26 protein-coding genes are annotated in these 24,726 nt (G+C 43.7%); 13 read left to right on the forward strand and 13 right to left on the reverse strand.

What is annotated here, in order from left to right:
* Positions 1 to 34: 34 nt before the first annotated feature.
* From ACFQ3S_RS11820 to ACFQ3S_RS11835, 4 genes are read right to left on the reverse strand one after another with little or no spacing between them, the layout of a single operon-like run.
* Complete coding sequence (locus ACFQ3S_RS11820; protein WP_377164603.1) at positions 35 to 703, reverse strand: phosphatidylserine decarboxylase family protein; 669 nt, start codon at positions 701 to 703, stop codon at positions 35 to 37.
* Positions 704 to 730: 27 nt separating this feature from the next.
* Positions 731 to 1,567, reverse strand: a complete 837-nt coding sequence (locus ACFQ3S_RS11825; RefSeq protein ID WP_377164605.1) for a phosphatidate cytidylyltransferase — start codon at positions 1,565 to 1,567, stop codon at positions 731 to 733.
* Entirely contained in the window at positions 1,564 to 1,776 is a 213-nt protein-coding gene (locus tag ACFQ3S_RS11830) for a putative signal transducing protein (RefSeq protein ID WP_377164607.1), read from the reverse strand. Before ACFQ3S_RS11830 ends, ACFQ3S_RS11825 begins: the two co-directional genes overlap by 4 nt.
* On the reverse strand, positions 1,776 to 2,711 hold the full coding sequence (locus ACFQ3S_RS11835; protein WP_377164609.1) for a CPBP family intramembrane glutamic endopeptidase: 936 nt from the start codon (positions 2,709 to 2,711) through the stop codon (positions 1,776 to 1,778). The genes ACFQ3S_RS11830 and ACFQ3S_RS11835 overlap by 1 nt, the downstream gene beginning before the upstream one ends.
* A gap of 45 nt (positions 2,712 to 2,756) precedes the next feature.
* Between ACFQ3S_RS11835 and dusB the strand changes: the two genes are divergently transcribed.
* Together dusB and apaG are read left to right on the forward strand one after the other, a co-directional pair.
* Positions 2,757 to 3,749, forward strand: a complete 993-nt coding sequence (dusB, locus tag ACFQ3S_RS11840) for a tRNA dihydrouridine synthase DusB (RefSeq protein WP_377164611.1) — start codon at positions 2,757 to 2,759, stop codon at positions 3,747 to 3,749.
* A 32-nt stretch (positions 3,750 to 3,781) separates the two neighbouring features.
* Entirely contained in the window at positions 3,782 to 4,174 is a 393-nt protein-coding gene (apaG, locus tag ACFQ3S_RS11845) for a Co2+/Mg2+ efflux protein ApaG (protein ID WP_377164613.1), read from the forward strand.
* A 65-nt stretch (positions 4,175 to 4,239) separates the two neighbouring features.
* Here apaG and ACFQ3S_RS11850 read toward each other — a convergent pair whose 3' ends face one another.
* Positions 4,240 to 4,851 carry a 2OG-Fe(II) oxygenase gene (locus tag ACFQ3S_RS11850; RefSeq protein WP_377164615.1) on the reverse strand — a complete coding sequence of 204 codons (612 nt, stop codon included), beginning with the start codon at positions 4,849 to 4,851 and terminating at the stop codon, positions 4,240 to 4,242.
* 611 nt (positions 4,852 to 5,462) lie between these two features.
* Between ACFQ3S_RS11850 and ACFQ3S_RS11855 the strand changes: the two genes are divergently transcribed.
* From ACFQ3S_RS11855 to ACFQ3S_RS11865, 3 genes are all read left to right on the forward strand, one after another.
* Positions 5,463 to 6,569 carry a Gfo/Idh/MocA family oxidoreductase gene (locus ACFQ3S_RS11855; protein WP_377164617.1) on the forward strand — a complete coding sequence of 369 codons (1,107 nt, stop codon included), beginning with the start codon at positions 5,463 to 5,465 and terminating at the stop codon, positions 6,567 to 6,569.
* A gap of 77 nt (positions 6,570 to 6,646) precedes the next feature.
* Entirely contained in the window at positions 6,647 to 7,468 is an 822-nt protein-coding gene (locus tag ACFQ3S_RS11860) for an AraC family transcriptional regulator (protein ID WP_377164619.1), read from the forward strand.
* A gap of 69 nt (positions 7,469 to 7,537) precedes the next feature.
* Positions 7,538 to 8,038, forward strand: a complete 501-nt coding sequence (locus ACFQ3S_RS11865; RefSeq protein ID WP_377164621.1) for an SgcJ/EcaC family oxidoreductase — start codon at positions 7,538 to 7,540, stop codon at positions 8,036 to 8,038.
* 88 nt (positions 8,039 to 8,126) lie between these two features.
* Here ACFQ3S_RS11865 and ACFQ3S_RS11870 read toward each other — a convergent pair whose 3' ends face one another.
* Positions 8,127 to 8,864, reverse strand: a complete 738-nt coding sequence (locus tag ACFQ3S_RS11870) for a zinc metallopeptidase (protein ID WP_377164623.1) — start codon at positions 8,862 to 8,864, stop codon at positions 8,127 to 8,129.
* Between the two features lie 378 nt (positions 8,865 to 9,242).
* On the opposite strand from ACFQ3S_RS11870, the gene ACFQ3S_RS11875 reads away from it, so the two are divergent.
* Positions 9,243 to 9,647: a hypothetical protein gene (locus tag ACFQ3S_RS11875; RefSeq protein WP_377164625.1), complete on the forward strand. Its 405-nt coding sequence runs from the start codon at positions 9,243 to 9,245 to the stop codon at positions 9,645 to 9,647.
* A gap of 13 nt (positions 9,648 to 9,660) precedes the next feature.
* Here the strand turns inward: ACFQ3S_RS11875 and nhaA are convergent, their stop codons facing one another.
* The 3 genes from nhaA to ACFQ3S_RS11890 form a co-directional block, all read right to left on the reverse strand.
* Positions 9,661 to 10,974 carry a Na+/H+ antiporter NhaA gene (gene nhaA / locus ACFQ3S_RS11880; protein WP_377164627.1) on the reverse strand — a complete coding sequence of 438 codons (1,314 nt, stop codon included), beginning with the start codon at positions 10,972 to 10,974 and terminating at the stop codon, positions 9,661 to 9,663.
* 37 nt (positions 10,975 to 11,011) lie between these two features.
* Positions 11,012 to 12,322: a UDP-N-acetylmuramoyl-tripeptide--D-alanyl-D-alanine ligase gene (locus tag ACFQ3S_RS11885; protein WP_377164629.1), complete on the reverse strand. Its 1,311-nt coding sequence runs from the start codon at positions 12,320 to 12,322 to the stop codon at positions 11,012 to 11,014.
* An 85-nt stretch (positions 12,323 to 12,407) separates the two neighbouring features.
* Positions 12,408 to 13,061 (reverse strand): LysE family translocator, encoded by a 654-nt coding sequence (locus tag ACFQ3S_RS11890; protein WP_377164631.1) that lies wholly within the window; start codon positions 13,059 to 13,061, stop codon positions 12,408 to 12,410.
* 101 nt (positions 13,062 to 13,162) lie between these two features.
* Between ACFQ3S_RS11890 and ACFQ3S_RS11895 the strand changes: the two genes are divergently transcribed.
* On the forward strand, positions 13,163 to 14,089 hold the full coding sequence (locus ACFQ3S_RS11895) for a cobalamin-binding protein (protein ID WP_377164633.1): 927 nt from the start codon (positions 13,163 to 13,165) through the stop codon (positions 14,087 to 14,089).
* A 111-nt stretch (positions 14,090 to 14,200) separates the two neighbouring features.
* Here ACFQ3S_RS11895 and ACFQ3S_RS11900 read toward each other — a convergent pair whose 3' ends face one another.
* The 3 genes from ACFQ3S_RS11900 to ACFQ3S_RS11910 all read right to left on the reverse strand — a co-directional run bounded on the left by ACFQ3S_RS11900 (position 14,201) and on the right by ACFQ3S_RS11910 (position 18,878).
* Positions 14,201 to 15,094: a hypothetical protein gene (locus tag ACFQ3S_RS11900; protein WP_377164635.1), complete on the reverse strand. Its 894-nt coding sequence runs from the start codon at positions 15,092 to 15,094 to the stop codon at positions 14,201 to 14,203.
* 259 nt (positions 15,095 to 15,353) lie between these two features.
* The gene (locus ACFQ3S_RS11905) at positions 15,354 to 17,438 is read right to left on the reverse strand and encodes a TonB-dependent receptor (protein ID WP_377164637.1); all 2,085 of its coding nucleotides are present in this window, start codon (positions 17,436 to 17,438) and stop codon (positions 15,354 to 15,356) included.
* A 117-nt stretch (positions 17,439 to 17,555) separates the two neighbouring features.
* Positions 17,556 to 18,878, reverse strand: a complete 1,323-nt coding sequence (locus ACFQ3S_RS11910; RefSeq protein ID WP_377164639.1) for a PQQ-dependent sugar dehydrogenase — start codon at positions 18,876 to 18,878, stop codon at positions 17,556 to 17,558.
* Positions 18,879 to 19,044: 166 nt separating this feature from the next.
* Between ACFQ3S_RS11910 and ACFQ3S_RS11915 the strand changes: the two genes are divergently transcribed.
* The gene (locus ACFQ3S_RS11915; RefSeq protein WP_377164641.1) at positions 19,045 to 19,239 is read left to right on the forward strand and encodes a hypothetical protein; all 195 of its coding nucleotides are present in this window, start codon (positions 19,045 to 19,047) and stop codon (positions 19,237 to 19,239) included.
* A 77-nt stretch (positions 19,240 to 19,316) separates the two neighbouring features.
* Here ACFQ3S_RS11915 and ACFQ3S_RS11920 read toward each other — a convergent pair whose 3' ends face one another.
* Positions 19,317 to 19,838 (reverse strand): NADPH-dependent FMN reductase, encoded by a 522-nt coding sequence (locus tag ACFQ3S_RS11920; protein WP_377164643.1) that lies wholly within the window; start codon positions 19,836 to 19,838, stop codon positions 19,317 to 19,319.
* 159 nt (positions 19,839 to 19,997) lie between these two features.
* Between ACFQ3S_RS11920 and ACFQ3S_RS11925 the strand changes: the two genes are divergently transcribed.
* The 5 genes from ACFQ3S_RS11925 to lepB are packed head-to-tail and all read left to right on the forward strand — an operon-like array spanning position 19,998 to position 24,364.
* Positions 19,998 to 20,801 carry a ParA family protein gene (locus tag ACFQ3S_RS11925; protein ID WP_377164645.1) on the forward strand — a complete coding sequence of 268 codons (804 nt, stop codon included), beginning with the start codon at positions 19,998 to 20,000 and terminating at the stop codon, positions 20,799 to 20,801.
* A 4-nt stretch (positions 20,802 to 20,805) separates the two neighbouring features.
* Positions 20,806 to 21,735, forward strand: a complete 930-nt coding sequence (locus tag ACFQ3S_RS11930) for a ParB/RepB/Spo0J family partition protein (protein ID WP_377164647.1) — start codon at positions 20,806 to 20,808, stop codon at positions 21,733 to 21,735.
* 2 nt (positions 21,736 to 21,737) lie between these two features.
* Positions 21,738 to 22,427, forward strand: a complete 690-nt coding sequence (locus ACFQ3S_RS11935; RefSeq protein ID WP_377164649.1) for a DUF5683 domain-containing protein — start codon at positions 21,738 to 21,740, stop codon at positions 22,425 to 22,427.
* A 47-nt stretch (positions 22,428 to 22,474) separates the two neighbouring features.
* Positions 22,475 to 23,227, forward strand: a complete 753-nt coding sequence (gene dapB / locus ACFQ3S_RS11940) for a 4-hydroxy-tetrahydrodipicolinate reductase (protein WP_377164651.1) — start codon at positions 22,475 to 22,477, stop codon at positions 23,225 to 23,227.
* Between the two features lie 30 nt (positions 23,228 to 23,257).
* Positions 23,258 to 24,364: a signal peptidase I gene (lepB, locus tag ACFQ3S_RS11945; RefSeq protein ID WP_377164653.1), complete on the forward strand. Its 1,107-nt coding sequence runs from the start codon at positions 23,258 to 23,260 to the stop codon at positions 24,362 to 24,364.
* The last annotated feature ends 362 nt before the right edge of the window (positions 24,365 to 24,726 follow it).

Here is a 24,726-nt window from a genome sequence, read left to right on the forward strand (position 1 = left end):
ATTATTATCAAGTATCCCCTTTTGTGGGTGCCGTTTACAGGGGATTGGTTAACTCGGCCAGTATGGTTCGTCCACCTTTAACCTTATCGCCCAGGGCTACATTAATTTGGGTACCTATAGGTAAAAATATATCCACCCGCGAGCCAAACTTAATAAACCCGAACTGCTCGCCCTGCTCAACTTCCTGTCCTTCTTTAACATACCATACAATACGGCGGGCCAAGGCCCCGGCAATTTGGCGGAACAATACGGTCACGCCCTCGGGGTTTTCAATAGCAATGGTGGTACGCTCGTTTTCGGTAGATGATTTGGGGTGCCAGGCCACCAGGTATTTACCGGGGTGATATTTGAAGTACTTCACCACACCGGCAATAGGGTTGCGGTTAACATGCACGTTTATAGGCGACATAAATACCGAAACCTGGATGCGTTTATCTTTCAGGTATTCGGTCTCTTCCACTTCCTCAATAACCACTACCTTACCATCGGCAGGGCATATTACATGCTGGTTATGCGTGGTAACAGCAAATTTAGGACTGCGAAAAAACTGCAGGATAATAATAAATAACAGGAACGATAGGATGTACACGATCCACCTTAAAATAAGGGCATCGGGCAAAAAAAAGTGTACCAGCGCATTCAGTATAAAAATAAACAAAATGCACAGGGCCATGGAGGTGTATCCTTCTTTATGAAAAGTCATAACTTGTAAATATAAAATGCAAAATTACTAATTAAATATGAGGTATAAATAGGCAAATACAACCGGGGCCGATAGTAGCAAACCATCAAACCTATCCAGCAAGCCACCGTGGCCGGGCAATATGCCGCCGCTATCCTTAATATTAATACTCCGTTTGAACATCGATTCTACTAAATCGCCCGCGGTGCCCACTACGCCTATCATAATAGCTACAGATACCCATTGGCGCCAGGCCAGTTCGGTAAAGTAAATGCTGATGATGTAGCCCACTAAAGCAGCTATTAAAATGCCACCAATAAAGCCTTCCCAGGTTTTTTTAGGCGAGTGCCGTTCAAAAAGCTTGGTACGGCCCAGCCATTGGCCGGTTAAATAAGCCCCGGTATCGTTGGCCCAAAGCATCAGCAAAAAAGCCATAGGAAAATGGATATTATAGCCGGTATTTACATAAGCCAGCGCATGAAAAAAGCAGAACGGCGCAACCGCCAAAATGATCCCGAAAAGCGTGTAAGCTATATTGGTAAAAGGATTGGGCAAGTCGCGGTAAAGTTCGAGCACTAAAACGCAGCCTAAGGTTACCGGTAATAAAAAAACATACTTGTATAGCGGAAAGCTAAACGCGGCATCGGGCGTGACTAATATATTGCGGTAGCAAATGGCTCCAAAGTAAAAAAATACCAGGGTGCCATTAATTAACCCGGCTGGTACATTGGGTTTTATGCCGGCATGTTTAATTAACCGGTAAAATTCCTGTAAACAAATAAGGCTCAGTAAAAGGTAAAACAAGCCATAAACTACCGCACCGGCAAAAAAAGAGCCCAGCATTACAGCCACAAAAAATATTCCGGTTATAGCACGTGTTTTCATAAACTAATTTGATTCATGACCATAATCTCGATGGCATGGCTGAAGTTATCCTGGTGAATATAAACTTCGATATTGCCAAAATTGCGGTGTGATGATGATTGCCGGTTAAACAGCACAGCGCCTATCTCGTGTTCAATAAGTACCTGCTTAATTATTTCGGCCTGATAGTAATCGGTAGAAGTATAAATTTTAACCCAGTTTTTTTCCATTAATGCCGTTGAAGGTCGTTTTTTTGAAGCGCCGCGTTACGGTAACTCCAAAACAAAGCTACGGTAATTAAAATACTTAAAATATATAAACTATAATTAAACGAGTACGCTTCATCGGGGTTTATATTGATCTGCTTATGCTGAAACAGGTAGGTCATTACCACGGCGGTGCCGTTATTTAAAAAATGCGCCCAAACCGCAGGCCATACACTACCGCTCCAGGCCGTAAAATATCCAAAGAAAACCCCTAACATCAGCCTCGGTAAAAAGCCGAAGAATTCCATGTGGAAAGCACTGAACAATGCAGCTGTTATCCAAATGGCTACATGCGTATTCTGTGTCCAGCGGGTAAAAATGGTTTGCAGGCAACCTCTAAACATCAGTTCCTCGGCAATGGCGGTAACCAGTCCCACCAGTAATACAGCTTTTACGAGGTCTATCCAGTCATTCATTTTCAACAAGGCTGTAGTGGCTTTTTGAGCCGCCTGTTCCGATGCACGCATCCATCTTTCAACACCCTTCAAAAAATCGGGCAGTACCATTTTTTGGTTTAATGCTATCAGTACCTCCATAATGGGCGCGCTCATCATCATTACCGAAAAAACGATCATCAATAATATTAATGGAAATTTAAAGCTCGTCCTGGTGTAAGCCTCGGTGTCGCGCATCACAAACTTGCCAAACAGTATAGGAGTAAGCAAAATAGGTATGGTTGTACTGGTTATTTGCATGATCCACATACCGTTGATAGATTGTAGCGAGGTAAGGTTAAATAAGTTCACCTGTTTAAATACCTTTGCCCCATATACCAGCGTTACAATGCCTTGTCCAATAAAATATCCGGTGAATAATAGTATGATTAAAACGGCGAAAAAAATGGCAAGTTGAATTGGCGGTGTTAAATGCGGCTCATATTGTGGTTTTTCGGTGATCATAGAGTTGTTGCAAATTCGTATTTTTGCAGCGGTTAAAGATAAGCCATGTCTGTACAAATAGGAAATATTGATTTGGGTGAATTCCCGTTGTTGCTGGCACCCATGGAGGATGTGAGCGATCCGCCGTTCCGTTATGTGTGTAAACAGCACGGGGCCGATATGATGTACACGGAGTTCATCTCATCGGAGGGATTAATACGCGATGCCGCCAAAAGCCGCCAAAAGCTTGATATATTTGAGTATGAAAGGCCTATAGGTATCCAAATTTTTGGCAGCGATATTAACAGCATGCGCACCGCTACCGAAATTGCCACACTGGCAGGGCCCGACCTTATGGATATCAACTATGGCTGCCCGGTTAAAAATGTGGCCTGCCGTGGTGCCGGTGCCAGTTTACTGCAAGATATAGACAAGATGGTAGCTATGACCAAGGCGGTTGTAGAAGCTACCCATTTGCCCGTAACCGTTAAAACCCGCTTAGGCTGGGACGATAACACCAAAAACGTTTATGAAGTGGCCGAACGCCTGCAGGATGTAGGTATTAAAGCCTTAACTATTCACGGCCGTACCCGTGCCCAAATGTATAAAGGAGAAGCCGACTGGACGCTCATCCGGGAAATTAAGAAGAACCCAAGGGTGCAGATACCTATTTTTGGAAACGGTGATATCGATTCGCCGGAGAAGGCTGCTAACTGGCGTTTAGAGTATGGTACCGATGGTATGATGATTGGCCGTGCGGCCATAGGTTATCCATGGATTTTTCGCGAGATCAAGCATTTTTTTGCTACCGGCGAGCATCGCGAAAAGCCTACCATTGCCGAACGTATAGATGCCTGCAAAACCCACCTGCAAAAATCTATAGAATGGAAAGGCCCTAAAACCGGTATATTTGAAATGCGCAGGCATTATTCTAACTACTTTAAGGGGATAGAAAACTTTAAGGAGTTTAGGATGAGAATGGTATCTACCGAGAATATAGAAGAGCTGTACGAAATTCTATGGCAGATAAATGAACGTTACACACCCGAACTGGCTTGATTATTGATTTGATTACCACACAATACTGAACAATGGCAACAACTACTACAATAACAGATGGCGTAAAAATCTCTGTTGAAATACAATACCAACCCGAATACTCAAACCCGGCAAGTGAACATTACATGTATGCCTATAAAATTAACATTGAAAACCTGAGTGATTATACCGTGCAGTTATTGCGCCGCCGTTGGGATATTTTCGATTCAAACGGTAGTCACCGCGAGGTAGAAGGAGAAGGTGTTGTAGGGCAGCAGCCGATTATAGAACCCGGCGAATCGCACGAATACATATCGGGTTGTAATTTAAAAACCGATATGGGCAGCATGAAAGGTGAATACCAGATGCTGCGTCTGATAGACAATACCTTGTTCGATGCGCAGATCCCGGAGTTTTACCTGATAGCACCGTTTAAAATGAATTAACAGCGTTTGTTAAGCTTATCAATATAGAAAGCCCTGGTTTTAAACCGGGGCTTTTTGGTTACCGGCTAATTTACTTTTAACCAGCCCGTAATACTTAGCCTGGGTTTATGGGTAAGCAGCACCTCGTGTTCAATTTCGCTGCTTTTAAAAAACACGCTTTTGCCGTTGGTTGGTGCAATGCACTGAATGCTATGGGTATGATGCATGCAAAGCTGGCCGCCATCGGCTATTACCCAATCTTCGTTTAAGTACATAATCATGGAATATTGCCGGCTGCTATTATTTTTAAACTGATCGAGGTGCCGGGTATAATAGCTGCCGGTTTCGTAACGGGTATAATGAAACTCGTAGCCTGTAATGCCTGTGTAACAGGTAAGGTTGAGGTAGGCCACAAATTGATCCATCAGGTCAAAAAAAGTATTTTCAGATAAGTCATTGTGTTTGCGGTCCAGCCAGTAGATCTGGTCGCCGCGTACCATGGTATTTTGAATAACTAAGGTTTGGTTGCCGGTGCCCGCGGCATACAAAAGGTCGTTGGCAAACAGCCGGTTTAAATTGTTGTGCAACTGCATAGCGAGGGTTTCGCTTAAAAAATTATGGGCTATGCCTACCTTATCGTTTATAAAACTATTTATCAGGCAATCAAAAATCTTTTCCAAATGAGTATGCACTATCACAATAGGTAACCCATGCCTGGTAAATGTACTCTTAATTGGCGGTTAAGCCTAATTAACTATCGGGTAATCAGTGAAATCGTGTTTTAAAATTTATTCCCCCTTTGGAGAGCATGGCTGTTGCATTCTGACCTTAGATCTTCTAAACATAGCCGGGTCAAGTATCCATGGTTAAATGTTAGCTTTATTTGAGCGTATTTGCTCCAAATAATACAATTCAAACGAAAGGCTTGAACTTGCGAAAGGGTCTGTTAAGCCATAACTTTTTTAAGTTATAGAGATTTTTACACTTTTTTTCAACAACTCGACCAGCTATAGTATCGATCATGTTAACGGTGAGTTCGTCTTGCTTACTTTAAATATAACTGTATGATGCGCAAATGAAAGGGATTCCATAAATGGCATAAATTATTTATTTCAGCCCAATCCTGATATGCAAATGCAAGGTCATAATAAACCTGCCATATCGTGCTGCCGTATAATTGTACCGTCTTGATAATAGGTAAATTGTCGATTCTAAGGTGCAGTTAAGAAAAACTTATATAATTAATTTAAAGCTTTTTTTCTATAAATCCAAGGCTTAGCTTTGACATACATCCACTAATAAACTAGGTATGAAAAATTTTGAGCAACTGTCTCGTCGAGGGTTTGTACGCACCGTGTCTGTAGGCATTGGGGCCTTAACATTAGGCTCGCTGTGGCCGTTTAAAGCAGCAGCACAACCCAGTAAAAAATTAGGTATCGCGTTAGTTGGTTTAGGTGGTTACAGCGGTGGGCAGCTGGCCCCGGCTTTGCAGCAAACACAGCATTGCTATTTGGCGGGGTTAGTAACCGGTACGCCTGCCAAGGCTACCGAATGGGGCGAAAAGTATAAAATCCCTGGCAAAAACATTTACAATTATCAAAACTTCGATAGCATAAAAGATAATCCCGATATTGATATTGTGTATGTAGTGCTACCGGTATCCATGCACAAAGAGTTTACCATTAGGGCAGCCAATGCGGGTAAGCATGTGATTTGTGAAAAGCCGATGGCGCTTAACGTGGCCGACTGCCGGGAAATGATAGATGCCTGTAAAAAAGCCGATCGCCTGCTGTCTATCGGCTATCGTTTGCATTTCGATCCTTATCACCAGGAAGTTATGCGGCTTGGTCAAAAGCAGATATTTGGCGCTTTAACCAGCTTTGAAGCTGCTAACGGCTTTAAATGGGGTAACAACCCCGATGCCTGGCGTTTGAAAAAAGCCTTATCGGGCGGCGGCGGTTTAATGGATATGGGCGTTTACACTATACAGGCGGCGCGTTATACTACCGGACAAGAGCCCATAGCTGTAACCGCCCGACAGGAGAAAACACGGCCCGACTTATTTAAAGAGGTAGACGAAACCGTGTTTTTTGAACTGGAGTTTCCTGGCGGATTAAAAGCCCAGTGCAAAAGCAGTTACAACAATAACTGGAGCAGTTTAAAGGCTACCGCACAAAGAGGCGGTTTTGAGCTAAACCCGGGCTTTCCGTATAATGGCATACAGGGTAAATCTTCCAACGGTGCCATCAGCTACCCACGTATGAACCAGCAAGCCGCTCAAATGGACGATTTTGCACAGTGTGTTATACAGGGTAAAGCCACTCGTGTACCTGGCCAAGAAGGATTGAAAGACATGAAAGTAGTGGAAGCCATTTACCGCAGCCTGGCCAATAGCGGCAGAAGGGAACTGGTTTAGTGGGGTATTAAAGCGGGAAAATAATTTTCAGTTATAATATAAGCAAAGTTTATTACCTTGATGAAAATGTAAATGCTTTGCAGCCTGTATTTTACATACCTAACCCGGCATTGAGCGGCTACATCAGCCACATCATGATCATGCAAGCGCGCTTCCCCGCCGGCATGGAGCATTTAGTGTACCCGTTTCCGCCAACGCCGCAGCATAGCATACATTTTTACCCGCGAGATGCCTTGCAAACGCAAATGCTCAACCGCGACTTTGTCTTTACACCCAATTGTATTGTGGTAGGTCCGCAGGTTACTAAGGTTAATTTAAAAATGGGCCGCAACCATTGTATTGTATCGGTGGTATTTCATCCTGGCGGCCTGCACCGCTTGCTTAAAATGCCTTTGTACGAACTGTTCGACGAGCCGTATGATGCCGCCTGGTTATTAGGCAGTGGTATTAACCAGGTTGTTGAGCAACTCAATGCAGCAGCTAATACCTGGGATATGAAAACTATCGTGGAACAGTTTTTTTTAACCAAAGCAGTAGGTGAGCAAATTGCAGGCTTTGATTTAGCCCTTAAACAAATGGTTAAAAGCGAGGGTTTGCTGCCTATTGAGTTAGCAGCCTCGTTAGCCTGCCTAAGCTTGCGACAATTTGAGCGTAGGTTTAAAGAGTCTATGGGTTATTCGCCCAAAGTGTTTTCGCGGCTCATTAGGTTCTCTAAAGCTTACCGGTTAAAAGAAAAACAGCAGGGCCTGAGCTGGACCGATATTGCGCATACCTGCGGTTACTTCGACCAGATGCACCTCATCCGCGATTTTAAAGAGTTTACCGATGCCGTGCCCGGCACCATTGCGCTCGAAATTAAAAATGTACCGATGGGTTTACAGGCCGGTATGAAATTTTAAGATGTCGTTTTTGTACTATTTGGCTTGTTGTAGCAGTGGTAGTTTTACCGGTATAAAAAAACAAAAACCATGAAAACGACCATCATTTTATTAGCCGCTGTACTTTGCAGCTTTACCACTCTGGCACAAAACAGAAAAGCAGACGCCCAGGCCATCGAAAAACAAGTAGATGCCATGGTAACCAGTTGGAACAATCACGATCACAGTGATATGAAAAACTATACTACCGTCGATTGCGACTGGGTGAACATTGTAGGCATGTGGTGGAAAAACCGCAAAGAAGTTGAATTTAGCACTCAATTTTACCACGATAGAATGTTTAAGAAAACACCTATGCAAAAAAAGGGGGTGGCGGTACGTTTTGTTAGTCCTACCGTTGCTTTGGTGCATTTTACCAGCCATGTAGGTTCGTTTGTTACACCCGATGGTCATCAACTGCCGGCGGCTGATGACCTGGCCTTACTGGTTTACGTAAAGCAAAATGGTAAATGGCTCATGACCGCCGGAGAAAATGTAGTCATTGATCTTGTGGCTCAAAAAAATAATCCTGTAAATTTTATGCCTAAGTAAGTTTAAAGCAACTTAATTAGCATATCTATCAAACAAACAGGTCCGGTTACGCTAAGTAACCGGACCTGTTTCGTTTCATAAAACAATCTTAACCTCTGCGGCTATTAAGCAACTGCACATAGTAAAGCAAGGTAGCCAGCGAACCTAAAGCGGCAACCACATACGTCATGGCGGCCCACCAAAGGGCATCCTTAGCTTCGTCGTGCTCCTGGCGGGTTTGCATTACGCTATGGTTATTATCCAGCCAGGCCAATGCGCGGCGGCTGGCATCAAACTCAACCGGCAGGGTAATAAAGCTAAACGTGGTTACTATACCCAATGCTACTACGCCAATAAACAATACCAGCTTATTACCCGAAAAGATGAGCAGCATTACACCTATCATCAGCGTCCATTGAGTTAAGGTAGATGCCGTGCTCACAATAGGCACCATAGCCGAGCGAAAGGTTAACCAGCTGTAAGCCTTGGCATGTTGAACGGCGTGCCCGCACTCGTGCGCGGCCACGGCAGCCGCGGCCACACTACGGCTGTGATACACATCCGGGCTTAAATTTACCGTACGGTTTTCGGGGTTGTAATGGTCGGTCAGTTCGCCCTCAACCGATATTACCTGTACGTTAGCAATCCCATGGTCGCGCAGCATACGCTGTGCGATTTCGGCCCCCGATAGGCCCGATGCCAGGCCAATTTCGGCATATTGTTTAAATTTGCTTTTAAAACGCCATTGTACCGCCAGGCTTACGAGGCCTATGCCTATCATCAGTAACCAGCCCGAATTTATTCCGCCGCCGCCAACGTAGCCTAATATAATGAGTATGTTATTCATGTGTATTTGATATGTTTACACTAATGGGTATCAAAAAGTATTCCGCAGCTGCTATTAAGGTATGGGCAACCATGGTAAACATTTGCCGTTAATTAAAACGTGTCAATAATGCAGATGTATTATGTTAAAATGTCTTGATTATTAAACAGGAAGAGTAAGTAAATTATTATAGGTAGTTTCAACAATACCTTGGTAGCGCTTATAAATGTTTGATATGAGCATGGGAAGAGATTTTATTCAACGTATTGAATGAGAGCATATTAACAGATAGAATTTTGATAAAATCATTTTGTAACTAAATGCCTTTTATAATGTTTAAATATCATTAATGCATATAGGTTTTGTAGTTAGTTGGTTAATGTGTAAATTACCGGTGTTATGGGCAGTAGCAATTTGTTAACTGGGAAAGTATTATGGTGTTATGATAATGAACTACAGCAGGCTAATTTGGCCGATGAGTTCAGAGGCATGATGTCGTTTACAATGCCGTTACATTACCATGTGGGCGAAATAACGCTTACCGATAACTCGATCGTAATTAACGGGGATGCCGACCTGCGAATTCCTTTAGATAATTTGCAACAGCTTTACATGGGTTTTGATGACCAGTACAGAAGAACTTTTGCAAAAAACGGAGGTCTTTTTTGGCAGCCACTTAAATTAAGCTATGCCGATAATGCCCAAATGAGATCAGTTTACCTTATTATTGACCTCGATTGGTTTAGCGTAAAGAACAAGCTTTGGTTTGAAACCCTTAAAGCTATGTTTAATGAGGAAAGCTAAGCTCAGTGTTAAATTACAGCTTTCTGTTTTGCATTAAAATAATATAACCCATACTGCCCGCTAAAAGCGAAGCCAGCAATATTCCATATTTGGCTTGGGTAATCATTTCGGCATTTTTAAACGCCAGTGCCGAAACAAATACCGACATGGTAAAGCCAATGCCTGCCAATGCGGCAACTCCGGCCATTTGCCGCCAGGTAGCATTTTTGGGCAATGCTGCAAACCCGGTTTTAACCATGAGCCAGGTAAACAGTAATACACCTATAAACTTACCGGCTATTAATCCTGTAATTACGCCAATACTTACCGGGTTTATTACCGATAAAAAGAAATCACCGCCAATAACAATACCCGCATTAGCCAGGGCAAATAACGGCATAATTAAAAAAGCCACCCATGGATGCAAAACGTATTCAATTTTTTGTAGCGGGGTTTCGGCGGCCAGGCTTAACCGTTTTATAGCCTCAATGGTTTCATGCTGTTCGGGTGTGGTTAAGGTGCTGTTATTAGGGATATCTTCCTCAAATTCGTATGAAAGCTTGCGTAGCTTTTCTGAGTAAACCTTTTCATCAATAATGGTACGTGCCGGTATGGTAAACGCTACCAATACCCCGGCAATAGTTGCATGCACACCCGATAGCAGGAAGCCCACCCAAACTCCGAAGCCGATAATGAGGTAGAAGGCGCTATTGCGCACACCTAATATATTGCCGGTTACCAAAACCAGTAAAAAGCCGCAGGCTATTGTTAAAGGCACAAATTGCAGGTTACTACTGTAAAAAAAAGCAATTACTAAAACCGCGCCTAAATCATCTGCTACGGCAAGGGCCGATAAAAATACTTTGACCGATGAAGGGATGTTTTTGCCCGCAACAGACAATAAGGCCAGGGCGAAAGCAATATCGGTAGCCATAGGTATGCCCCAGCCATGCGCGGCTTCGGTACCCCGGTTTATAATATAATAAATTAAAGCGGGTACCAGCATGCCGCCTAATGCAGCAATCATAGGTAAGGCTGCTTTGCGTAAACTGGAAAGTTCACCGGCCATAAATTCACGCTTTAACTCCAAACCAATTACAAAAAAGAAAACGGACATTAAGCCGTCGTTTATCCATACGTGTAAAGGGTTACTAAGTACGCTTCCAGCAAAACCCAGCGAAAAATTGATCTCCCACAAATGATGATAGCTCTCCTGAAAAGGCGAATTAACCCATATAATAGCTGTTAGCACACTTAAAAACAAAATAATACCACTGGTGTGTTCCTGCTGAATAAAGCGGCTTACCGGCTGCAAAACGTAATCTATAGGTGCCTTTTGTTGTATCATGTTTTCATTATTTAAGGAAATAGCTTAGCGGGATGAGTTACAAATAAGCAACTAACCGCTCCAGTGCCATTCCGCGCGATCCTTTAATAAGCACTGTTGAACCAATAATGGATTTTGATTGCAGCTCGGCAACAACATCTTCGGCTGTTTTATAAAAAGTAGCAGGGTACTTAGCCCTATGCAGGTAAAACTCGCCACCTACAAAAATGTGCTCATCTGCTTTAACACACAAGGCTATTTTAATAACGGCTTCGTGTTCGGCGGCGGCCTGCGGGCCCATCTCAAACATATCGCCCAGTATCATTATTTTATGATCGGCCTGTATTTTATCCAGGTTAGCAATGGCCACTGCCATGCTGCTGGGGTTGGCGTTATAATAATCGCAAATTAGGGTATTGGTAGCCGTCGTCACAATTTGTGAACGGTTATTTTTAGGCTGATAGCCCTCAATTCCGGCATTAATAAGGGTTTTGCCCAGGTTAAAATAATGACCTATGCAAATGGCGGCGAGTATATTATCCAGGTTGTATTCACCTGTTAACTGCGAGTTAACGTGCTGGTCTTTTTCTGTTGAACCGGCAACGTTCCATTGCAAGGCCAGGTAGGGTGCATTTTCAGTTAGGCTGCCGCTAATGGTATTTAGCAACGAATGGCGGCCGTAATATACTACCCTATCCAGGTGGCGGTCTTCCTGCATTTTTACCAATTCGGGGCTATTCGAATTTACAAAGGCTGTTCCGCTGGTGGCTTTCAGGTAATCATACAGTTCGCCTTTGCCTTTTTTAACACCTTCTAACCCACCAAAACCCTCTAAATGGGCTTTGCCTACGTTGGTAATTAATCCGTAAGTAGGCTGAGCTATTGTACAAAGCAGTTCAATTTCTTTTTGATGATTAGCCCCCATTTCTATTACGGCCACCTGGTGTAAAGTATTAATAGAAAGTATAGTAAGCGGTACGCCAATATGGTTATTTAAGTTACCCTGTGTTGCCAGTACGTTAAACTGCTGCGAAAGTACCGCGTTTACCAATTCTTTAGTGGTGGTTTTGCCATTGCTGCCGGTTAACCCAATAACAGGTATTTGTAATTGCTTACGGTGATAGCGGGCCAGGTTTTGCAGGGTAGTCAGCACATCATCAACCAAAATAGTTTTGTCGGACAAGCGATATTCAGCGTTATCAATAATGGCATAAACGGCACCGGCTTCCAATGCCTGGGCAGCGAATGTGTTGGCATCAAACTTATCGCCCTTTAGGGCAAAAAATAAACTGCCAGGCGAAATTTTTCGGGTATCGGTACTAATAACCGGGTGCTGCAAATAAAGTTGGTAAATTTCTTCGATAGGCATGCGCAAATATAAAAGAGTTAATCAATAATATTGAACACAACCATTGTGCTGATTGTGCGGAAGCATAATCCGTAAGTAAGGCTCATCATAAATTCATGCTGATGTGAATATCAACTGAACGATGCCCCAAAACCAGCCACAATTGCTTGGCTACATGGTATAATGCAAATCCAAAGAATAATATCGCTATACTGGTATTAATTACCTGGTTGCTCAATGCAAATTTGCTTTGAATGTACCGTGCCGACCGGGCATAAATGTATAGGCATACAAACGAGCCGGCTGCCGATCCTAAACTGAAAACGCCCAGGGCAAATAACCCCGGTAAGATCCATTGGTGAGCCAGCAGGTAGGTTCCGGCTATCATCCAAAAAGGGATTTGCATGGGGTTAATAATGCCCAGCAATATGCCGTAACGGATGCTTTCGCGGTCGGAGTAGTTTGATTTAGGTGGTTTATTACGGTTAAGCCAGGTAATGGTGCCCAGGGTTCCAAACAGGGCTACCATAACCCAATCAATAATGGTTTCTATATGGGGTTGCACCGCCAACCATTTGGCCGCCTGCATAATAAAGAAGGTGAAAAAGAACTCCACACACGAAAAAGCCGTTATAAAACGCAACGCCTGCCGCATGCCCCGATTGATAGCTATTTGCGTTAAAGTGAGGTTGATATTACCTGGCGGAACATAACCGGTGAAGTTGACAATTAGTCCCAGGAAAAAGGTTAGGAAAATCATTACCTCAAAAGTAATCCGTTTTTTGAGATTACTACGACCATTTTTTTTTCAGTTAGCCCCTAAATTAAACTTTCTTTGTACTTTATAAGATTGAAGACTGAATGCCTGCCGAAAGAACTATTACCCTGCTGCCTGCCGCCACCGAAATTGTTTGCGCCTTAGGGCTCGAAAGTCAGCTGGTTGGCCGCTCGCACGAGTGCGATTATCCCGAAAGCGTGAAGCAATTACCCGTATGTTCGTACGACCGTATTGGCACCAACCTGAGTAGCTTAGCTATAGATAGGCAGGTAAAACAGTTGCTTACCAGTGCACTTTCGGTTTATGAGGTAAATGCCGAACAGATTAAACAGTTGCAGCCTGATGTGATCATTACCCAAGACCAGTGTGCAGCCTGTGCGGTGTCTTTGCCCGATGTAGAACAAGCCCTGGCTAACGAGTTACAGAAACCTGCCCGCATTATTTCTTTAAAGCCCAACAGCCTGGCCGACGTTATGGGCAACATTTCCGAAATAGCCAGCGCCTTAAGTGCCATGCCAGCCGCCAACATCTTGATAGAAGATTTGCAGGAGCGGGTAGACCTTATTCGGCATAAACTAAAATTTGTAGAAAATAAACCTACCGTAGCCTGTATAGAATGGCTGGAGCCGCTGATGGTATCGGGTAATTGGGTGCCCGAGCTGGTGAGCATTGCAGGCGGCATCCCGGTTATGGCTGAAGCCGGTAAACATTCGCCTTACGTGCAATGGGAAGACCTGCGCCTGCAAGACCCGGAAGTAATTGTGGTAATGGCTTGCGGCTTTTCGATAGAACGTACTCTAAAGGAAATTGACCTGTTGCTTCAACTTCCTAACTTTACCGATCTGCAGGCTGTTAAAAATAAACGCCTATACCTAACCGATGGTAATCAATATTTTAATCGCCCTGGTCCGCGAATAGTAGATTCGATAGAAATACTGGCGGAAATTATCTATCCAAAACAGTTCATATTTGGGTACGAAGGTGAAGGGTGGATTAAGTTTGATATATAGAATCAAGAGTACAGAATCAGGAATCAAGATAATATATCCGCCGCCGCTCGGCTCCAGCCGGGTGGCAACTATTACCCGGCCTCCGGCCAAAATCAATATTATATGCAGCGTTTAAGATTGATTAACCTTATACCTGTATTTGTAAATCTTTAAAACTTTTTGCAGCCTGTCTGCGCTGATTTTAAGCGGCGTTAATTCAACTTTGATAAACCTGGTTGAAAAACGATAACTTAAATACCAGCCTTCGTCTCTGCGCGAACTGCCGGGCTTTACTTCTTCGTTAAATATATCGTTCCAGCCATGTAAACCATATAAAGGCGATTGAATACCATGGTCACTGATAATAAGCTGTGGTTTATGTTCAATGAGTACTTTAGCTTTCCTGAAGATCAGATACAAAAACAGGGCCGCCACAGCTATACCGCACATGGTGTAGAAATCGGAACGGCCGCTTATATAAATTTGATAGGTTATATACAGGCTGGCACCGGTAAGAAGTAAATAGAAGACAATAATAGCTATAGCATAGCTTGTCCATAAATATATCTTAGTTTGTATGGGTATTGATGGATCGTCTGTTTCCGGGTCGGGTATGCGATACCGGATTTGTAACAGGCTCCATTCTTCCCGCTCCCTGGCCGATTGTATTTGCAGTCTGTCTATCAAACTGCCGTAATCAAAAAGCAAAGCTGCACGTTTAGCCCTGTGCCTTAGTTCATGCACGTTTTGCACGTTCTTTAAAGCCCATAGCTTCCATTTGGTGGTTTGCTTACTCCAATATAAGTAGGGCAAAAAGCCTACTATGAATAAGCTGATCAGCCAGGCCTCACCAAAGCACAACACAAGGTTAATAGCATTAGGTGATGCATTTTTACACACCATAAAAAATATCCACCCTATAAACAGCGTAACCCATAATCCAAAAAGCAGCAAAACGCGGGGCAGCAACAACATGCTCTTGCCTTTTTGAAGTGCTTCGTCAACCGATACAGGTGAGTTTACCATTAGTTTCGAGTGAATTTGATTGATAAACCTCTGTATAACCCACATCGTCTTTCAGTTGTTTTAAATGCATCCACTCAACATAATTTGCAGCCGCCCGGCTGCAGCCGAGTGGCAACTATTACCCGGCCTCCGGCCGGTGTTAACGTATGCAAAGTGTGTGAGATAGAGTGGCGGCCAGAGGCCGAATAATAGTGCTCACTCGAGCCGAGCGAGGGCGAAAGAGCCGAAGCTTTCTGCTCCCCTTTAGGGGCTGGGGGCTCTATATCCCTACGCTCAACCCAGCATAATAATTCCTCAATGGCGCCGGGTTGTAATACCGGTTGCCTACCGCGTTCAAATCGTTACCTAAGCTGTAGGTTTTGTTCAGCAAATTATCGGCCCCGGCAAACAGGTTTACCCGTGCTTTGGCACCTGCTTTAAATTGCAAGCCGGCTTTAGCCTGTAACAAGTGATAGCTTTTGGCATAAACCGTATTGGCATCATTCACCGGAATGCGGGCTGTGTAATTATGCTGCACAAACAGGTAAACATCTTGCGGCAGCCTGAACTGCAAGCTGCTTACGGCTACTTGTTTAGGTACGCCTGTTAAACGGTTGCCCGAGTAGTTTACATTGTTAATGCTGTAATTGCGAAAGTTGAAACGGCTGAGCGTGTATCCTTCGTTAAACTGTATGCCACGAATGATGCCGCTGGTTCTTGGGCTTATGATCCACCCGGTGAAGTTAAGCTCGAAACCTAATTGCTTGGTGCCGCCGGCATTAATGAAGTAATCGGTTTCGTTAGGCAGGCGCTGGTTAACAATGGTATTGTTTAAACGATAATAAAATACTGAAGCATCCAGCATCAGGCTTTCATCTCGGTTACGTAAGCGGAAACCTGTTTCGTAGTTCCAGCCGCTTTCGGGTTGCAGACCAGTGTTAATTATATTGTTGGTAGGCCTTACCTCGGCAATGGTTGGCGTAGAGTATCCCCGGCTAACCGATGCCCGCCATATAAAGTTGCTTAATACCTGGTATGATAATGCCAGCCGTGGCATCAGTTGCGGGGTAAAGCTTTTGGTATTGAGGTTAGTTTGGTCAAGCGGAAATACGTTTCTGAATTTATACTGGTAATAGTTTAAACTTAAAGCCGCTTCTAAATTCAATCGGCGGTAAAGCGTGGCCGCATAACGGGTGAAAAAAAAATGCTGATTAGTGTTTACTACATCTAATGCCTGTGGTTTACCCCTTTCGCCTTGCAAATTGTCGTAATTGTTGATGTCGGCATTGGTTTGCTGCCACTCGGCCCCCAGGTTCAGTTTCCATTCCAGGTTGATTGAGGATAAACTGTTTAGTTCAAAATAGGTGCGGCCACCCAAAGTGCTTTCTTCCCTTTGCTCGTAATTGGTAATGAACGGGTTATTGAAATTAACATGTGTACCGAATACAGTAGCCACATTACGGATACGATCGGTTAGCCGGGCTTCATTCACTAATCCTCCAAATAAGGTTTTAGTAGTAATGCCGATGTTTTGCTGAATGGCGCCATGTAGTGTAGCCGTTGCCGGTCTTGATGCGCGCGGATTTGCCTCAAACTGTGCCAGGTTTAAACCGCCCGGTGTTTGGTATTGCAGATCGGAGTAAAAACCTATGGCTTTCAATTGGTTGCTATTGCTATACTTATACCTATCTACTATCTGCACATAATGTCGCTGCATATAACTATGATCGCGGTAGCCATCATAGCTTTGGTAACCTTGGTTAATGTTTAGTTCGTTACTGCTCCATTTTTGGTGAACGGCTGCATTTTCATGCAATAAACCATAAGATCCTCCCGTAAAGCTAAGGGATGCTAAGCTACTATCTACGCCACGGTTAACCGGATTGATGAGTAATACGCCGCCTGAGTTAGCGCCAAACAAGCTTCCATCGGGCCCTTTCAGTACTTCTAAACTGTGCAAACTGCTACCATCTAAAGCATTCAAATAGGTATTGCCTCCGGCATCGGTTAAAGGGATCTCATCAAAGTAGATCTTCACATTGCGTACCCCAAACGGCGACCGCAGCAAACTCCCCCTAATAGATAAGCGATAACTGCCAGGGGTACGTTCTTCCATGCGGATACCCGGAATGGTGTTCATGGCACTTACTAAAGAGTTGTTAGGCTGTAAGCTTAATTGTTTAGCCGTTAAAATACCCACCGAAGCCGGTACCTGCAATACCTGCTGCTCCGACAAATAACCGCGAACAGTTACCGGCTGTAACTTACGGGTGCTATCGGTTTTTAATGTATCGCGCTGCTGGGCACTAACCGTTGAGCCACAAAATAGTGAAGCAATAAATAGTAAAGTAGATGTTTTAACCATTGACAGGAGTAGAAAAGCCCCTCCCAAACCCTCCCCGGGAGGGAGGGCTTAAGATAGAGGCTTGGCTTATTAAAATAAAAAGTCTCCCCCTCCCGGGGGGAGATTTAGAAGGGGGGCTTATTTCTCCGCACTAACACGCCATATTTTATTTCCCGAATCATCAGCCACCAACAAACTGCCGTCTTTATTTGTGGCTATACCCACCGGGCGACCGTAAACTTCATTTTTTGCGGCATTGGCTACAAAGCCGGTCAGGAAGTCTTCGGGTTTGCCGGGTTTGGTGCCGCTAAACGGTATAGCTACTACTTTGTAACCTACCAGTTTACTACTGTTCCATGAACCATGCTGACCAATAAAGGCTGCATTTTTATATTTGGCTCCAAAGCCATCACCTTCGTAAAAATCTAAACCTAAAGAGGCCGTATGTGGACCTAAAGCTACATCGGGAACCAAAGTAGTTTTAACTAAATCGGGGCGTTCACCTTTGCGGCGCGGATCTTCGTGAGTGCCAAAATAGGCATAAGGCCAGCCGTAAAAACCACCTTGTTTAACACTGGTTAAATAATCGGGAACGAGTTCGTCTCCTAATTCATCACGCTCGTTAACGGCGGTCCATATGGTATTAGTTCCCGGGAAAAAGCGTACACCTACCGGGTTACGCAAACCGCTGGCATAAATTTTTTCATTACGGCCATCTAAATCTACCTCCAAAATATTAGCACGACGGGCCTCGTTGGCAATACCATGTTCGGCCACGTTACTGCCCGATCCTACCGTGATATAGATCTTCGTACTATCTTTACTTACCAATAAGTTACGGGTCCAGTGGTTGTTGTAACCACCTGCCGGTAATTTTAAGATGCGGGTGCCCGGTTTGGTAATTCGGGTATCACCGGGTGAGTAAGGGAACTTCCATAAACCATCGGTATTGCCTACATAAAAGTAACGGCCTACAACCGCCATACCAAAAGGACGGTTTAAGTCGCTCAAAAACACACCTTTATTATCTACAACACCATCGCCGTCTTTATCTCTGAAAATTACAATGCTGTTGGGGCTGTCGCCCATGTTTTGCGACTTGTCTTTTCCAACCAGTTTCGATTGCATTTTCTTTAATCCTTTGGCTTCCGTGGTAGCCTGAGCGGCAAAAACATCGCCGTTAGGTGCTACGTAAAGGTTGCGTGGGTTGTTTAAATCTTTGGCATATAAGCTTACTTTAAAGCCGGCAGGGGCGGTAGGCATTTTACCCTTAGGCCATGCAATAACGGTACAAAATACCTGTGCCGATTTGGTTTCGAACGGTGCCGGAAGATCAACCTGCTGGCCAACATTATCGGCAACGGTGTCGGCTTTACTGGGGTCGGGTTTTTGCTTTTGCTGGCAACCGGTAAAAATTGCAGCTGCTAAAGCTAAAGCATAGAGGGAGTTTATACTTTTCATAATTAAATCACTTGCTAATGGTAAGAGATTTAACCTTTTAGATAATTATTTGTTTTTGAAGGATAAAAATAGCTGTATAAACGTTTATGCTGGAAATATACTTCTATAAATATTTTATGCATACTAAACATCATAATTGCAAATTTGGATATTAAGTATTACAAGTATGGAATGGATCGTATTAGAAGTGGATGATGCTGTTGGTAAAATTTACTATGGGTTTAGTGATGAGGCGAAAGTCAGGTTTAAGGAAACGATCAGCCTGATGTTGAAAAAGTCGATTAATGATGCCTCTTTAGATGCTTACAAGTTTGAATTAGATAAAAATAGATCAAATGGCTATTGCAAATGGTTTAACTGAAGAAAAGCTAAACGATATATTAGCTGTTTCTTATTAAATTTTTGAAGCCCTCTCTCCCGGGGAGGGTTTGGGAGGGGCTAAAACTTAACAAACTTTTCCACCTGCTCCTCCACAAACTTTACCGTCTTTTCTTCAAATAACTCGTTCTCAGCGTTCATCTCTTTACGGATAAGCGGGATGTGTAAACGTAGCGGCAAAACCGTTAAATGCAGGTAACTGCATACTCCTGCAAAATGATCTATACCACGTACGTTGCCATACGTACCCGATGCCAGGCCCACCAGTGCGGCTTTTTTATCATAAAAACTATCGGGGAAAGTACAAGCATCAACAAAGGCCTTTAATACTCCGGGGAAACTTCCATTGTACTCGGGTATAACAAACAGGAATTTTTGCGTGGCGGTAATCAATTGCTGAATGGGTTCAAACTCCGCACTGCGGCTTCCAAACATATCGGTTTGTATAAAGTTGGCGGGCAAATCCATTAACGATAGCACGTTTGCCTTCAAACCTCTATTTAACAGGAGCTTTTGATAATATTTAGCTAATTTTAGAGTTGAACTTCCAGGACGATTAGTAGAGGCAACAATGGTGATCATTTAAAAAGTGTTTATAAGTAAGCTGAACATGCCAGGCTGCCGAATTGTTTAAATTCGTATATTTAGCCCCTGGTTAAAGCAAAGCGAAAGTATAAAATTTTAGCTTTATTTGGGGCTAACCGGCCAGGATGTTGTGTTATAATATTTGAGGTATAAAAAATGAGTAAAATAATTGCTTTAGCTAATCAGAAAGGCGGTGTGGGTAAAACCACGTCTTCCATTAATTTGGCTGCAAGTTTGGCTGTGTTAGAGTACAAAACTTTGTTGGTAGATGCCGATCCGCAGGCCAACTCCACCTCGGGCATAGGCTTTGATCCGCGTACGATAAAAAACAGCATATACGAGTGTATTATTAACCAGATCGATCCGTCGGAAGCTATTCAAAAAACCGAAACCCCCAACCTCGATCTGTTACCCGCGCATATTGACCTGGTGGGTGCCGAGATTGAGATGATCAACCTTACCGACCGGGAATACAAAATGCGGGCCATACTCAATAGCATCCGCGACCAGTACGATTTCATTATTATCGACTGCTCACCATCGTTAGGTTTAATTACTATTAACGCCCTTACCGCCGCCGACTCGGTTATTATACCCGTGCAATGCGAATATTTTGCATTGGAAGGTTTAGGTAAATTGCTGAATACCATAAAAATTGTACAAAACCGCTTAAATCCCGAACTGGATATTGAAGGTATTTTGCTCACCATGTATGATGTGCGCCTGCGCCTGTCTAACCAGGTGGTAGAAGAAGTTCGCACACATTTTGAGGACCTGGTTTTTGATACCATTATACAGCGCAATACCCGTTTGAGCGAAGCACCGAGCTTTGGCGTATCGGTTATTATGCATGATGCCACCTGTAAGGGTGCGGTAAATTATTTGAACCTGGCACGCGAGATCATCCGTAAAAACGGGTTAGTTCATTCAACGGGAAAGGCAACCCCTGCAGTAGTTTAATTAAATGAGCGTAGACAGAAAGAAAGCATTAGGCAAGGGGCTAAGTGCCCTGCTGGATGATACATCGAGCTTAAAATCGCAGCGGAACTTTACCAGTGCCGAAACCGATGGCGGGGGGCGTAATAATAGTGGTAACGATGGCAGCTTAGGTTCGGTTAACGAGATCCGTATTGCCGAAATTGAGATTAACCCGTTTCAACCCCGTACCGATTTTGATGAACAGGCACTTATTGAACTGGCCGAATCCATTAAAGTTCAGGGACTAATACAACCCATAACCGTTAGGCGGGTAAATTCGCACTCATACCAGCTCATATCGGGCGAACGCCGTTTACGTGCCTGCAAACGTGCCGGGTTAAACACAATACCTGCCTATATACGTACCGCCAACGACCAGCAAATGCTGGAAATGGCCCTAATAGAAAACATACAGCGCGAAAACCTGAACGCCATGGAGGTAGCGCTAAGCTTTCAGCGCATGCTGGATGAGTGCGGTTTAAAGCAAGAGCAGTTGGGCGAGCGCGTAAGCAAGAACCGCAGCACGGTAAACAATTACCTGCGCTTGTTAAAACTGCCGCCAAGCATCCAGGCATCCATCCGCGATGGTGACATCAGCATGGGTCATGCCCGCGCTTTAATTACGGTAGAAGATCCTGTTAAGCAAATACACCTGCACCAGTTGATCTTACAGCAAGGCCTCTCGGTGCGTAAGGTAGAAGAGATGGTACGTGCGCTGCAAAACGGTTTTATTAAAAAGGAAGGCAAAAAGCCCGAACCGGTACCATTCCAGATCCAGAAGATACAGGATGGTTTGGCCTCTAAATTTAGTACAAAAGTAAAACTAAAGGTAGGTAACAAAGGGTCGGGCAGTATCGAGATCCCTTTTTTATCGCAGGATGACCTGGGCCGTATTTTGCAAATGCTGGATTGGTGAAAATGAACAGGTTACTCCTAATTTGCATACTGGCTTTATTTTCCTTTACCGCAAGTGCCCAAAAGCCCGATACGGTAAAGAACAAAAGCGTTAACGATAGCCTTACCCGCGTACGCGATTCGGTGGTGTCCAAACCGGTAATCCCTGTAATTCTCAGTAAAAAAAATAAAAAGCAGTACAACCCCGATAGTACACATAGCCCGGGTTTAGCATTTAAACGCTCGGGTTTTGTGCCGGGCTGGGGGCAGTTATATAACCACCGCTGGTGGAAAGTACCGCTTGTTTACGGAGGTTTAGTTTCGTTAGGGCTGGCCGTAGAATTTAACCAGCGTTATTATAAGCAATACCTTCGGGTGTACCGCCTCAAGCAAAATGCCGAGCAGCCCGGAGATGGCGATTCGCAGGACGTTAAAACATTGTATAACAATGTAAGCGGTGTAAGTATTACAGCTATTGAGGGCGCGGTAACCGGCTATCAGCGTAATATGCAACTAAGTATATTAGGAATGGTAGGTTTTTGGGGTATTCAAATGGTCGACGCTTATATTGATGCCAAGTTCATCCACTCTTACACTATGGATAGGGATTTGAGTTTTAAGATCAGTCCGGGTGTAATAACCGGGCCCGTATATGCCTCCAGTAATATTCCTTCGGTTATGCCGGTTTTAAAACTTACCTTTACCTTAAAGTAAACCTTAAATCTGTTGGTAATTATACAGAACCCTACATTTTTTAATACATGAAAATCGCATTATTCGGTTATGGTAAAATGGGCAAAATTATTGAAAAAATTGCCTTGGGCCGCCAACACGAAGTTGTACTGAAAATAGATAAAGATAACCTGCACGAGGCCACTCCCGAAAACCTGCAACAAGCCGATGTAATTATCGAGTTTACCACCCCGGCATCGGCTATTGATAATATTAACCGTTGTTTTGATGCGGGTGTACCTGTAGTGGTAGGTACCACAGGTTGGTACGAACAATTGGACGAAGTAAAAGAAAAATGCCTGGCCGGTAACAAAACGCTCCTGTATGGCTCTAACTATAGTGTGGGCGTAAATATATTCTTTCATGTGAATAAGGTGCTGGCCGGTATCATGAACAAGTACCCGTACTATGATGTACAGGTTGAGGAGATCCACCATACGCAAAAGCTGGATTCGCCAAGCGGCACTGCTATTACTATTGCCGAAGGTATTTTAGAAAGCATGGACGACAAAATTCATTGGAAGAATATACTGGTAAGCGATACCGGCCTGGTTGAGGATGAGACTTTAACAGCAGATCAGCTACTGATAGAATCGCACCGGATAGAGAACGTACCCGGTACACATACCGTAATGTACGATTCGGAAGTGGATAGTATTGAATTTAAACACACGGCACACAACCGCAACGGTTTCGCCTTAGGCGCTGTATTAGCGGCCGAGTGGTTAAAAGATAAAAAGGGATTTTACCCGGTAACAGATATGTTTACCTTTAATGCCTGATTAATTAGGGCTTAGCTTATATAAGATAATATGAATTGGAAATTCTGGGATAAGAAGAATACAACCGAACCCAAAAAGAAAAAAAGTGCCGCACGCGAGTGGGCCGATGCCATTTTGTTTGCTGTAGTGGCAGCCACGCTTATCCGTACGTTATTTATAGAAGCGTACACCATTCCCACCGAATCTATGGAGCGATCGCTTTTAGTAGGCGACTTTTTATTTGTGAGTAAAGTGAATTACGGCGCCCGTACGCCCATGACGCCTATTGCGTTCCCATTTGCGCACCATACCATGCCTATTATTAATACCAAAGCTTATTGGGATGGTGTTAAATTGCCCTATTACCGTTTGCCTGGTTTAAGTAATATTAAAAAAGGTGATGTAGTGGTGTTTAATTGGCCTATGGAGGCCGATAGCCCTTTATACCGCCCGGTTGATAAACGCGAAAATTATATTAAACGTTGCCAGGGTACCCCGGGCGATACCCTGTCTATTGTTGATGCGCAGGTGTTTGTGAACGGTAGAGCCAACCCTAACCCGCCCGAAAGCCAGATTAATTACGAGGTGCAAACCAATGGTACACAGGTAAACCCTATGCTGCTGGATAAACTGCACATCAGTATGTCGGAGTATAGCCCGTATTTTACCATGACCAAAGAATCGGCTACCAAACTCAAAGGTTTCGGTAACATCACCATTATGAAACCGCATATTACCCCTAAAAACGAAATGGGCGATGGCGGCGAAGTGTTCCCGATGGATAAGCATTATATTAAATGGAACCAGGATAATTTCGGGCCTATTATTATTCCTAAAAAAGGGTGGACCGTAAAGCTGGATAGCCTGTCGTTGCCGTTTTATAAACGCGCCATCACCGTTTACGAAGGTAACAAGCTGGAAATGAAAGGTAACGATATATACATTAACGGTACCAAAACGGATACCTACACCTTTAAATTGAATTATTACTGGATGATGGGCGATAACCGTCATAACTCCCTCGATTCCCGCTTTTGGGGCTTTGTACCCGAAGATCATATAGTGGGCAAAGCCTTATTTGTATGGATGAGCTGGGACACTAACGGTACCTTCCTCAACAAAATACGCTGGAACCGGTTGTTTATGGGCATCCATTAATAAAAATAGTAAAACCTACCAAAAGCTTGCCTATGGCAGGCTTTTTTGGTTTATAACCGGTTGATGGTGCCATGAGCAGAATAACCCCTGCCCCCTAAAGGGGGAGTAGAAGTTTTTCGATTCATAGTTTTTTGGCCTATGTACAGTGTTATCAACGCACCATTCGCCAGCGGGGAAATTCGATCATAGCTGTCCTCGCTTTGCTTATTGATTAGTGGTGCGGTGAAAATACCAGTTATAATCTGGTAATATTTTACAAAATTTTGTAAAATAATTCCCTTGCAGGTTAATAATCAATCACTTATCTTGCCTGTGGGTTAAACAACCAGCCTTATTGCAATTTACATGAAACACACTCACCC

This window comes from Mucilaginibacter terrae (genome assembly GCF_042679325.1).
GTDB lineage: Bacteria > Bacteroidota > Bacteroidia > Sphingobacteriales > Sphingobacteriaceae > Mucilaginibacter > Mucilaginibacter terrae.